Annotated in this window: 12 protein-coding genes; 10 read left to right on the forward strand and 2 right to left on the reverse strand. The window is 66.9% G+C overall.

Annotated elements, in window-relative coordinates; translation table 11 throughout:
- Window positions 1–204: 204 nt before the first annotated feature.
- Window positions 205–375 (reverse strand): hypothetical protein, encoded by a 171-nt coding sequence (locus FHJ30_RS21985; RefSeq protein ID WP_171058967.1) that lies wholly within the window; start codon window positions 373–375, stop codon window positions 205–207.
- A 647-nt stretch (window positions 376–1,022) separates the two neighbouring features.
- Window positions 1,023–1,913: a hypothetical protein gene (locus tag FHJ30_RS21645; RefSeq protein WP_240793640.1), complete on the reverse strand. Its 891-nt coding sequence runs from the start codon at window positions 1,911–1,913 to the stop codon at window positions 1,023–1,025.
- 6 nt (window positions 1,914–1,919) lie between these two features.
- Between FHJ30_RS21645 and FHJ30_RS21650 the strand changes: the two genes are divergently transcribed.
- The 10 genes from FHJ30_RS21650 (at window position 1,920) to FHJ30_RS08135 (ending at window position 11,784) form a co-directional block, all read left to right on the forward strand.
- A complete protein-coding gene (locus FHJ30_RS21650; RefSeq protein ID WP_240793641.1) occupies window positions 1,920–2,828 on the forward strand; it encodes a hypothetical protein in 909 nt (302 codons plus the stop codon).
- Between the two features lie 3 nt (window positions 2,829–2,831).
- Window positions 2,832–3,821, forward strand: a complete 990-nt coding sequence (locus tag FHJ30_RS08095) for an HAD-IIA family hydrolase (RefSeq protein WP_139028805.1) — start codon at window positions 2,832–2,834, stop codon at window positions 3,819–3,821.
- A gap of 9 nt (window positions 3,822–3,830) precedes the next feature.
- The gene (locus FHJ30_RS08100) at window positions 3,831–4,079 is read left to right on the forward strand and encodes a hypothetical protein (protein WP_139028806.1); all 249 of its coding nucleotides are present in this window, start codon (window positions 3,831–3,833) and stop codon (window positions 4,077–4,079) included.
- Entirely contained in the window at window positions 4,079–4,894 is an 816-nt protein-coding gene (locus FHJ30_RS08105) for a TlyA family RNA methyltransferase (protein WP_139028807.1), read from the forward strand. Before FHJ30_RS08100 ends, FHJ30_RS08105 begins: the two co-directional genes overlap by 1 nt.
- A 13-nt stretch (window positions 4,895–4,907) precedes the next feature.
- Window positions 4,908–5,933, forward strand: a complete 1,026-nt coding sequence (locus tag FHJ30_RS08110; protein WP_139028808.1) for an NAD kinase — start codon at window positions 4,908–4,910, stop codon at window positions 5,931–5,933.
- A 4-nt stretch (window positions 5,934–5,937) separates the two neighbouring features.
- Window positions 5,938–7,677 carry a DNA repair protein RecN gene (recN, locus tag FHJ30_RS08115; RefSeq protein WP_139028809.1) on the forward strand — a complete coding sequence of 580 codons (1,740 nt, stop codon included), beginning with the start codon at window positions 5,938–5,940 and terminating at the stop codon, window positions 7,675–7,677.
- A gap of 114 nt (window positions 7,678–7,791) precedes the next feature.
- The gene (locus FHJ30_RS08120) at window positions 7,792–9,561 is read left to right on the forward strand and encodes a CTP synthase (RefSeq protein WP_139028832.1); all 1,770 of its coding nucleotides are present in this window, start codon (window positions 7,792–7,794) and stop codon (window positions 9,559–9,561) included.
- A gap of 26 nt (window positions 9,562–9,587) precedes the next feature.
- Window positions 9,588–10,247, forward strand: coding sequence for an NUDIX hydrolase (locus tag FHJ30_RS08125; RefSeq protein WP_139028810.1), 660 nt, complete (start codon window positions 9,588–9,590; stop codon window positions 10,245–10,247).
- Window positions 10,247–11,299, forward strand: a complete 1,053-nt coding sequence (xerD, locus tag FHJ30_RS08130; RefSeq protein WP_139028811.1) for a site-specific tyrosine recombinase XerD — start codon at window positions 10,247–10,249, stop codon at window positions 11,297–11,299. Before FHJ30_RS08125 ends, xerD begins: the two co-directional genes overlap by 1 nt.
- Window positions 11,300–11,301: 2 nt before the next feature.
- Window positions 11,302–11,784: an 8-oxo-dGTP diphosphatase gene (locus FHJ30_RS08135; RefSeq protein ID WP_139028812.1), complete on the forward strand. Its 483-nt coding sequence runs from the start codon at window positions 11,302–11,304 to the stop codon at window positions 11,782–11,784.
- Window positions 11,785–11,877 lie beyond the last annotated feature (93 nt).

The following is an 11,877-nucleotide window of genomic DNA, read 5'->3' on the forward strand; positions in this document are numbered from 1 at the left end:
CACCCGGGACCCCCTCCCACTCACCGCTCCCCCCGCGGGACGCTCTCCCACTCACCGCGCCCTCCCCCGGGGGGACGCTCTCTCACTTAATGTGCCCTCCCGGGGGGACCCTCTCTCACTGCTCTAAGGGGCGGGTGCCCGCGGGCCGGCTTGCCCACGTGACGCACCGGCGGAAGCCCGAGGGCTGGGACTCCGAGGCGCCGTTTAATTGTCATCGACGGCGTCAGGCAGGCATGGCCACAGCGCAAGAGCTTTGCTGGTAACCGTATCGTCGAGGTCGCCGCTGGTGGCGTCGGTGGCCAGGTGCTTGCCCTGGGCCTGGTCGAGGAGGTGCGGATGGACGTCGTGCCCGTCGTGTTCGGGTCCGGCAAGCACTACTTTGGGTGGACGACGTACAGCACCTGTTGGAGGATCCCTACGCAGTGATTCAGGGCAAGCGGGTGCTACTACACCTGCTTTACCGAGTGCGCCGTGGACGTGTGTGAGCGGGTACGCGAAAAGTCCTCTGTGAACGATGGCCCAAGATCGGGACGTGGGCTGCGTTTGCGCATCGCTGACCCGGAACCGACGCACCCACCGATCTTCGGCCACAAATACGCCCTCAGGTGTGAAGAGCAATAGACACACGCTTTTCTGCGTCCTCTTCCACTCCCTCAAGGGAACAGGCCCGGGCCCTCTACCAATCCCATGGGACCTGACAGAGCGTTGGTAGATACCCCACATCGAGTGAGAGAGCGTCCCCCGAAACCCCGCATCGAGTGAGAGAGCGTGTGAATATTGCCACGATGCCGGTGCCGGGGCTGTTCTCGTCCTGCCCCGTTGGGCGGCTCCACTAGAATTGATGAAGATGTACGGACTTCGAAGCGCTTGATTTCGGGTTGCGTAGGAAACGAAACACGGATACGAGCGGCTGCAGTTGCGCCAGTGGTCGGCTCACAACAGGAGGAATCCACATGGCTGAGCACAACGGCGGCGGCAACCGGGGCGGAAATGACCGCGGCGGGTTCCGTGGCAACAACAATTCAGGCGGGGACCCCCGCGGTTTCCGCTCCCGCACCAGCCGCGGCGGCGAGTCGTCCGGACGTCCCTCCGGCGGTGGAGAGCGGAAGCCTTTTGGTGACCGTGACCGGAAGCCGTATGGTGACCGTGACCAGAAGCCTTTTGGTGATCGTCCGCGCCGTGACGGTGAAGGGGACCGGCGTGGTTTCGGCGGTGGAGAGCGGAAGCCTTTTGGTGACCGTGACCGGAAGCCTTTCGGTGACCGTGACCAGAAGCCTTTTGGTGATCGTCCGCGCCGTGACGGTGAAGGGGACCGGCGTGGTTTCGGCGGTGGAGAGCGGAAGCCTTTTGGTGACCGTGACCGGAAGCCTTTTGGTGATCGTCCGCGCCGTGACGGTGAAGGGGACCGGCGTGGTTTCGGCGGTGGAGAGCGGAAGCCTTTTGGTGACCGTGACCGGAAGCCCTTCGGCGGCACTGGTGACCGGAAACCGTTCGGCGATCGTGACCGCAAGCCGTTCGGTGACCGTGACCAGAAGCCCTTTGGTGACCGTCCTCGCCGTGACAGCGAGGGGGACCGCCGCGGCTTCGGCGGAGGCGAGAACCGGAAGCCTTTCGGTGACCGGACTGACCGTGGGGACCGGGCCGCCCGGGACGACCGCCAGGACCGCGCGCCCCGCAGCTTCGATCGTGGTTCCAGCCGGGACAATGCCGGACCACGCAACTTTGGGCGGGACCGCCAGGAAGAACGTCCCGTCCGGGTGCCCAACGCCCGGGACCTGCGGAGCGCCAACCGTCCGGACCGGGAGCGTTCCCCGGAAATCGATGAAGACGTCACGGGCAAGGAACTGGACCGCGCAACCCAGCACCAGATCAAGACCCTCGAAGCCAAGAGTGCGGAGTGGGTTGCCCGCCACCTGGTGATGGCCGGCCGGCTGATCGACGAAGAACCGGAACTCGCGTTCCAGCACGCGCTGGCTGCCAGCCGGCGTGGTGGCAGGCTCGCTGCGGTCCGCGAAGCCGTCGGACTGACAGCTTACGCAGCAGGCCACTACGGCGAAGCCCTACGGGAATTCCGCACCTACCGCCGCATCAGCGGCTCCAACGTCCACCTCCCGGTCATGGCTGACTGCGAGCGTGGGTTGGGCCGCCCTGACCGTGCGCTGGATGTAGCCCGGTCCGAGGAAGCCCAGGACCTGGATGCCCCCGGGAAAGCCGAACTTGCTATCGTCGCCGCCGGTGCCCGGACCGATCTTGGCCAGCTGGATGCTGCGGTAGCCGAACTGGAAATCCCGCAACTGGACATCAACCGGGCGTTCTCCTACAGCCCCCGGCTTTTCCGTGCCTACGCTGACGCCCTCGCCGGCGTGGGCCGCGAAGCTGAAGCCGAGAAATGGCGGAAGCAGGCCGTCGTAGCGGAGAACGCACTGGGCCAGGGCGTGGACGAAGAGCCGGACATCATTGACCTCGGCTGGGATGAAGAGGAAGAGGCCAGGGAGGAAGCCGAGCGCCGCCGCCTGCTGGACCGTGCTTCCCAGGCATCAGAAACCGCCAAGGGCGCCACATCCTCCACCGATACGGCATCAGGCGCCAGCGCAGCTGAGGCCGTTACCGCTGCAGAGTCTTCTGAACCACAGGACGCCAGCATCGACGACCAGGAGACCGACTATTTCGCCTCCGACGACACCGAATCCGACGAGGACTCGGTGGAGCCGGACGAGCTGGACACCTCCGAGGAGGCCGAGTCCGGAGCCGAGGCCGAAGCTGGACACGATGGTGAACCCGGACTGGAATACCAGGCCGGGGACCAGCAGGACCGCCGGGAAGACTGACGGATGAGTGACGTTCCCCTGATTTCCCTGTTCGATGCACTCCTGGCCGACCTGGATGGCGTGGTTTACGCCGGACCGCACGCCATCCCCGGTGCGGTTGAGTCCCTGAAGCAGCTCTCCGGCCTTGGCGTGGGGCTGGGCTATGTGACCAACAATGCATCCCGTTCACCCGCACAGGTGGCTGCCCACCTCCGGGAACTCGGGGCGCCTGCGGAGGACCGGCAGGTTGTCAGTTCCTCGCAGGCCGCCGCGGACCTGCTCGCCTCCCTGCTGGCTCCGGGCTCCAGGGTCCTGATCACCGGCAGCCCGGCGCTGGCCGCGGAAATCGAGCTCGTGGGCCTGGTGCCGGTGTACGGCCAGGACGAGGACCCGGTAGCCGTGGTCCAGGGTTTCAACCCCGAGATTGGGTGGAAGGACCTCGCCGAAGCCACCTACGTCGTGAATGCAGGGGCTCTTTGGGTGGCCACGAACACCGACATGTCCATACCGCAGGCCCGCGGCATCGCCCCGGGGAACGGCACGCTGGTGCAGGCTGTTGCAGCCGCAACAGGCCAAACCCCGCAGGTGGCCGGCAAGCCCGAAGCGCCTCTGTTCCACTCTGCAGCCAAGCGGCTGGGAGCGGAGCGCCCCCTGGTGGTGGGTGACCGGCTGGACACGGACATCCTGGGCGGGAACAACGCGGGCTTCGCTACCGTGGCGGTACTGACCGGCGTCGATACCCGGCAAACCATCCTGGCTGCCCGCGCCGCCGAGCGCCCGGACTACATCATCAGCTCCCTTGCGGACCTGCACAGGGCGTACCCGGAAGTCACGCACGACGACGGCACGTACGCCTGCGGTGAGGCCACCGCCCGCGTGGCCAACGGCGCAGTAGGCATCATAGGAAGCCAGGACAACTTGGATTCCTGGCGTGCCGCGTGCGCAGCCTGGTGGGCAGCCACCCCGGACGCGGCCGCACCCCAGGCGCCCGAACTCGTCTGGTTGGATCACTAGACTGGTGGAATGACTGAGCTGACCGAACCCGAATCCGCAGCAGCCCAGCCTTCCCTGGATTGGCCTGAAACCGGCGACGCGGGTGTCTCGGACCCGGCGGTGGCGCACGCCCTGGCTAGGCTTGTGGCCTTGCCCCAGGTCCCGGTGGCAGAGCATGAGGCCGTCTACAACGAACTCCACGATGAACTGCTCGCCGCACTAAACAGTGATCCCGCCAACAGTGATCCGGGCAGCGGTCCGACTGACGGTGCCGCCTGATGCCGGTCCGCCTCGACCAGGCGCTGGTTGCCCGCGGCCTTGCACGGTCCCGCACCCACGCCGCCGCCCTGATCGCCGAAGGCAAAGTCAGCTCCGCCGGTCAGGTCCTCGCCAAGGCGTCCCTCCAGGTTGATGAGGACAGGGACCTTGCCGTTCAACATGACGAACATGACGCCTATGCCAGCCGCGCAGGATACAAACTGGCCGGCGCCCTTGACGCTTTCCCCGAGGTTTCGGCAACGGGAAAAAGGTGCCTCGACGCCGGAGCCTCCACCGGGGGCTTCACGGATGTGCTGCTGAGGCGCGGTGCGGAACAGGTGGTGGCGGTCGACGTCGGGCACGGCCAGCTGGTGCCGCAGCTCCGGGAGGATCCGCGCGTGGAGGTCCACGAGGGACTGAACGTCCGCTACATGGCGCCCGCGGACATAGGCGGTCCCGCCGAGCTCACAGTGGCTGACCTGTCCTTCATCTCCCTCACCCTCGTGGTCCGTCCACTTGCGGAATGCACTGAACCCGGCGGGGACCTGGTGCTGATGGTGAAGCCGCAGTTCGAAATCGGGAAGGACCGGCTGGGACGCACCGGCGTGGTGACCTCCGAGCGTGAACGGCGGCTGGCGGTGGAGAAGGTGGCCAAGGCGGCGCTCGACGCCGGGCTCGACCTAAGGGGCCTCGCGCAAAGTCCGCTGCCCGGCCAGGACGGAAACGTTGAATACTTCCTGTGGATAAAACGCAGGATGACCCAAGACTTGCCTAAGATCGAAGAGCGGGAGGCAGCGGCCGCTGCCTTGCTCGGACGTATCTGGCCAAACCACTAGAGAGCGGAACCTGATGAGCAGGCGTGTACTGGTCCTCGCCCATACCGGCCGCGAGGACTCGCTGAAAGCCGCCTGGGAGGCGTGCGCCCTGCTTCATGCCTCGGGCATCGTGCCCGTCATGCAGGAGTCCGAACTTGGGGACATGGAGCGGTTCTTCGGGCACCTGGCGCAGCCCGTGGAGGTCCTCCACGACCATGTCCAGCTCCCGGACGTTGAACTCGTCATGGTCCTCGGCGGCGACGGCACCATCCTGCGCGCGGCCGAGCTTGTCCGCGAGGTGGATGTTCCGCTGCTCGGCGTGAACCTTGGCCACGTGGGATTCCTCGCCGAAAGCGAGCGGGCGGACCTGGCCCAGACGGTCGAATGGATCGCCAGCCGTGAGTACACAGTGGAAGAGCGCATGACCATCGATGTCCAGGTGTGGGTCCGCGGCCAGAAGATCTGGCACACGTGGGCGCTGAACGAGGCCGCCATCGAGAAGGCCAACCGCGAACGCATGCTGGAGGTGGTCACCGAGGTGGATGAGCGTCCGCTGACATCCTTTGGCTGCGACGGCATTGTGCTGGCCACGCCTACCGGTTCCACGGCCTACGGCTTTTCTGCCGGCGGCCCCGTTGTCTGGCCTGAGGTGGAGGCCCTGGTCATCGTCCCCATCAGCGCCCATGCCCTCTTTGCCAAACCCCTGGTGGTCTCGCCCCGTTCCCGGCTTGCGGTGGAGGTCCTTGGCCGCACTGATGCCCAGGGCGTCCTGTGGTGTGACGGCAGGCGCTCGGTGGACCTGCCGCCGGGCGCAAGGGTCGAAGTGACGAAATCCGCCACCCCGGTGAGGCTGGCGCGGACGCACCAGACGCCGTTTTCCGCGCGGCTGGTGCGTAAGTTTGAGCTGCCGATCCACGGCTGGCGCGGCCCGGTTCCCAAGGCTGAAGCCGTCCACACCGGCCCTATCCCCATCATCCGGACGCCGCGCCCCATGCCTCCGCTCCAGGTGCCGCAGGCTGAGCTGCCTGATGTAGAAACCGATCCGCCGACCGCAAAGTGAAGCCATGCTTGAAGAACTGAGAATCCGCGATCTTGGCGTCATCACTGACGCAACGCTGCCGCTCGGGCCAGGCCTGAGTGTGGTGACAGGTGAGACAGGTGCGGGCAAGACCATGGTGGTCACCGCCGTCGGGCTCCTCCTCGGTGCCCGCTCCGACGCCGGCGCCGTCAGGAGTGGCGCCAAAAGTGCCACGGCTGAAGCAGTGCTGAAGCTCGACGCCGGGCATCCCGCCATTGCCCGGGCACAGGAGGCAGGTGCCGAGGCGGAAGAGTTCGACGGCGGCGCCGAGCTGATCCTGGCCCGCCGCCTTGGTTCGGACGGCCGCAGCCGTGCCTTCCTGGGCGGCAGGGCCGCGCCGGTGGGCGTCCTTGCCGAGATCGGCGAGACCCTCGTGGTGGTCCACGGACAGTCGGACCAGATCCGGCTCAAGGGGGCCGCCGCCCAGCGCGGTGCCCTGGACAAGTTCGCGGGTGACGCTCTGGCTGGCCCGCTGGCCGCCTACCAGGACCTCTACAGCCACTGGAAGGCCAGCCAGGCGGAGTTGGACACGCTCCGCAGTGCTGCCAGGGACAGGCTGCGCGAGGCCGAATCGCTTGAGGCGGCCCTCGCCGAGATTGACGAGGTGGATCCGCAGCCGGGGGAAGACGAGCTGCTCAAGGCAGAGGCCGTCAAGCTCGCCAACGTGGAGGAGCTCCGCATCGCAGCAAGCACCGCCCACCAGGCCCTCATTGCCGAGGACTTCGGCGAGGCGGGGGACGCCACCACCCTGGTGGACGCAGCCAAGCGGACGTTGGAGCAGGTGGCAGAGCACGACGCCGAGCTGGGTTCGGCGGCTGCGCGGCTGGCCGAGGTGGGCTTCCTGCTGAACGATATCGCTACGGAGCTGGCCAGCTACCAGGCCGGCCTGGATACGGAAGGGCCGGAACGGCTCGCCGAAATTGAGGACCGGCGGGCAGCCTTGGCCAAACTGGTCCGCAAGTACGCACCCACCATCGACGAGGTCCTGGCCTGGGCAGAGAACGCCCGCGTCCGCTACGACGAACTGCAGGACGATTCCACCCGGATCGAAACCCTGGACGCGGAAGTGGTGAAGGCCGAGGCGGACCTGCAGAAGCAGGCGGCCGCCATCAGCAAGATCAGGGGCAAGGCCGCCAAGGACCTCTCGGCCCGGGTCAGCGCGGAGCTTAAGGCGCTGGCCATGGCCGATGCCACCATGATCATCACCATCGAGCCGGCCGGCCAGCTAACCCCATACGGCGCTGACGAGATCAGTTTCCTCCTGCAGCCCCACTCCGGCGCGCCGGCCCGGCCGCTGGGCAAGGGTGCGTCCGGCGGTGAACTCTCGCGTGTCATGCTCGCCATTGAAGTGGTGCTGGCCGCCGTGGACCCCGTCCCCACCTTCGTTTTCGACGAAGTGGACGCGGGAGTGGGTGGACGTGCCGCCGTCGAGATCGGCCGCAGGCTGGCCATGCTGGCACGCCACGTCCAAGTGCTGGTGGTCACGCACCTGCCGCAGGTGGCCGCCTTCGCGGACCAGCACATCACCGTCACCAAAACCTCTGTCAGGGGAGCCGACGGCAAAACAGCCACCGGGTTCACCTCAAGTGATGTCCGCCTCCTTGACGGTTCCGAACGCGTCCGCGAACTGGCCCGCATGCTGGCAGGCCAGGAGGATTCTGAATCGGCGCAGGCCCACGCCCAGGAACTGCTGGACGACGCGAAACTCCTGCCGCAGCGGGCCTGAATCCCGTCCCTGCCGGGGTGCCAACCACCGGCCACCCCTTGCTCCGGGGGCGGCCGGACCGGCAGACTGGGGCATTTGGGAAGCACTCCCAGCGATCCGTGGAAGGCTCAAATGATGATAGGCTCGAATTCCGTGGTGCAGCGATCAAATTCCCGTGTAAATTCCCGGTTCCCGGGCTCGTCCAAGACGACCAAACACATCTTCGTAACCGGTGGTGTGGCGTCCTCGCTCGGTAAGGGACTGACGGCATCTAGCCTCGGCCACCTGCTGCGTGCGCGTGGCCTGTCTGTAACTATGCAGAAGCTCGATCCCTACCTGAACGTGGATCCGGGCACCATGAATCCCTTCCAGCACGGCGAAGTCTTCGTCACCGATGACGGCGCCGAAACGGACCTGGACATCGGGCACTACGAGCGCTTCCTGGACGAGAACCTGGAAGGTTCGGCGAATGTGACCACCGGGCAGGTGTACTCCACGGTCATCGCCAAGGAACGCCGCGGCGAGTACCTCGGGGACACCGTCCAGGTCATCCCGCACATCACGGACGAGATCAAGCGCCGGATGCGCCTGCCCGCCGAAGGCAAGAACGCCCCGGACGTCATCATCACCGAAATCGGCGGCACCGTGGGCGACATTGAGTCCCAGCCGTTCCTCGAATCGGCCCGCCAGGTACGCCAGGACATCGGCCGCACCAACGTCTTCTTCCTCCACGTCTCGCTGGTCCCGTACATCGGGCCGTCCCAGGAACTGAAGACCAAGCCCACCCAGCACTCCGTTGCCGCCCTGCGGTCCATCGGCATCCAGCCCGAAGCGATTGTTATCCGCTCGGACCGCGAAGTTCCTGACGCCATGCGCGAGAAGATCGGCCGGATGTGCGACGTCGACATCGACGCCGTGGTTAACGCTGCGGATGCGCCGAGCATCTACGACATCCCGAAGACCCTCCACACGCAGGGCCTGGATTCCTACATCGTGCGCGCCCTGGACCTGCCGTTCAAGGATGTGGACTGGACCAGCTGGGACAAGCTGCTCGAAGCCGTCCACAACCCCAAGCACCACGTGGAAATCGCCCTGGTGGGCAAGTACATCGACCTGCCGGACGCCTACCTTTCCGTCACGGAGGCCCTGCGCGCCGGCGGTTTCGCCAACGATACCAAGGTCAAGATCCGCTGGGTGCCGTCAGACGAATGCGAAACCCGCGAGGGCGCCATTAAGGCGCTCGACGGCGTCGACGCGATCTGCGTCCCGGGCGGCTTCGGCATCCGCGGGCTCGAGGGCAAGCTGGGCGCGCTGAAGTTCGCCCGCGAAACCAAACTGCCCGTCCTGGGGCTGTGCCTCGGCCTGCAGTGCATGGTCATCGAGTACGCCCGCAACGTGGTGGGACTCGAAGGTGCTTCCTCCAGTGAGTTCGAGCCGGACTCCAAGTACCCGGTCATCGCCACCATGGAAGAGCAGCTGGAGTTCGTCGAAGGCCGCGGCGACCTGGGCGGCACCATGCGCCTGGGCCTCTACGAAGCCAAGCTCGACCCCGGATCCGTCATCGCCGAAACCTACGGCAAGACCACCGTCAGCGAACGCCACCGCCACCGCTACGAGGTCAACAACAAGTACCGCGAGCAGATCGCAGCCCAGGGCCTGGTCTTCTCCGGCACGTCACCGGACGGCAAGCTTGTGGAGTTCGTCGAACTGCCCGCCGACGTCCACCCGTACTACGTGGCCACCCAGGCGCACCCCGAGCTGAGCTCGCGCCCCACCCGGCCGCACCCGCTGTTCGCCGGCCTGGTGAAGGCAGCCCTGGACCACCAGCAGGGCTCCGACACGGCCGCCACCGTGGGGGCCGGCGCAGCGGAGGCCGGGCATTCCGGTACGGTAGCCGCTAAGTAGTTCCGCACGACACAAAGGACGGCGCGATGCCCGGTACACACGAAGCCACCCATGTAGTAAAGGTTTCGGATGCACCGAGCCCGCGCCGTCTTTTGTCCACCAAGAAGGTGTACGAAGGCCGAATCTGGGACGTCGTCAGCGACACCTTCCAGCTGCAGGAGACGGGCGAAGCGCTCACCCGGGATTACATTGACCACCCCGGCGCCGTTGCCGTCCTGCCCATGAACGACGACGGCGAGATCCTCCTCCTGAAGCAGTACCGGCACCCTGTGGGCATGGACCTTTGGGAAATACCCGCCGGGCTGCTCGACGTCGAGGGCGAAGGGTTCGTGGTGGGTGCGGCGCGTGAGCTTGCCGAAGAGGCCGACCTGGCCGCCGGCACGTGGAACGTCCTGGCTGACGTCTTCAATTCTCCGGGGTCCTCCAGCGAGGCCATCAGGATCTACTTGGCCCGCGACCTCTCGGAGGTCCCGCACCATGAGCGGCACGAGCGGACGGACGAGGAAGCCGAGATCGAGTTCCACTGGATCAACCTGGATGACGCCGTGGAATCCGTGCTGGCCGGCAGGCTCCACAACCCGTCCGCCGTCGTCGGAATCCTGGCGGCGGCCGCGGCACGCACCGACGGGTACGAACGCCTCCGTCCGGGGGATGCGCCGTGGCCCGAGCACCCCAGCCAGCGCTGATGGTCCCTGGTCCTTCCACCGGTCTTGCCCCGGCAGGTGCCGTTCCGGCCGCTTCCGATTCGGCAAACCCCGCCCCGGCAGCACCGGTCCAGGACTCCGCACCACCGGCAGCCCCGCCGACAGCCATTGACCGCGGCATCACCGACTACCTCCAGCACATGGGCGTTGAGCGCGGGCTCGCGGCCAACACCCTGGCCGCCTACCGGCGCGATCTTGCCCGCTACTCCCGCTACCTAACAGCTGCCGGTTGCCGGCGCCCGGAGGAGGTCACCCGCCGTCACGTAACAGGATTCGTCCAGGCCCTCTCGGATGGTTCCGACGGTGGCACCGCCCTGGGTGTGCGGTCCGCGGCCAGGACTGTGGTGGCAGTCCGTGGCCTCCACAAGTTCTGGGCCCTGGAGGGGCAGACCCCTTCCGACCCCGCCAGTGAGGTCCATCCGCCGATGCCCGGGAAGCGGCTGCCCAAGGCCATCAGCGTGGACGAGGTGACCAGGATCCTTGAGGCGGCGGGAACGGATACGGCAACGGGGCTGCGGGACCGGGCCCTCCTTGAGTTCCTCTATTCCACCGGTGCCCGGATCAGTGAGGCCGTGGGCCTGGACGTTGACGACGTTTCCCTGGCGGAAGCCGAATCGGGCCCGGCCATCGTGCGGCTCTTCGGGAAGGGGTCCAAGGAACGCCTGGTGCCTCTTGGCTCGTACGGCGCCCGGGCGCTGGACGCCTACCTGGTGCGCGGCCGTCCCCTGCTGGCGGCCAAGGGGAAAGGCACGCCGGCACTGTTCCTGAACGCCCGCGGCGGCCGGATCAGCCGCCAGAGTGCCTGGACCATCCTCAAGGCGGCAGCCGAAAAGGCGAACATCACCAAAGACGTTTCTCCGCACACCCTTCGGCACTCGTTCGCCACCCACCTGCTCGAAGGCGGCGCCGACGTCCGCGTGGTCCAGGAACTCCTGGGGCATGCCTCGGTGACCACCACCCAGGTGTACACACTGGTCACGGCCGATACACTGCGGGAGATCTACGCCGCGGCGCATCCCCGGGCGCTGGGCTGACCATGGCTGGAGCCGCAGTGGCCCTGTGTTTCCTGCTCCGGGAAGTCGACGGCGCCCCGCAGGTGCTGCTGGGGCTGAAGAAGACCGGCTTCGGGCGGGGAAAGATCGTCGGCATCGGCGGCCACGTCGAAGCGGGGGAGACCGACGCGGACGCAGTGATCCGCGAGGTACGGGAGGAAGCCGACGTCAGGCTCCGCCACGAAGACCTCAGGGACGCGGGGGTTGTGCGGTTCGTGTTTCCTGCCAGGCCGGAATGGGACATGGACACCCGCCTGTTCACCGCCCGGAGCTGGGAAGGCGAACCCACGGAAAGCATCGAGATCGCCCCCGCCTGGTTTGATGCCGCAGCGCTGCCCGTGGACCGGATGTGGCAGGATGCGGACCACTGGCTGCCGGTGGTGCTGGAGGGCGGCAGGGTGAACATCGTGGTCACCATGGACAACGACAATGAAGCTGTGGCCTCCTCGGAGAGCCTCTTGTTCTGAAGCGGCGGGGCCCCTAAAGGACGACGGCGGCGCGGCCACCTTGGAAGGTGACCGCGCCGCCGTGGCTCCCCGCCGTCGTCGTGCTGCCCGCAG

This window comes from Arthrobacter sp. BB-1 (assembly GCF_006151685.1).
Classification (GTDB): domain Bacteria; phylum Actinomycetota; class Actinomycetes; order Actinomycetales; family Micrococcaceae; genus Arthrobacter.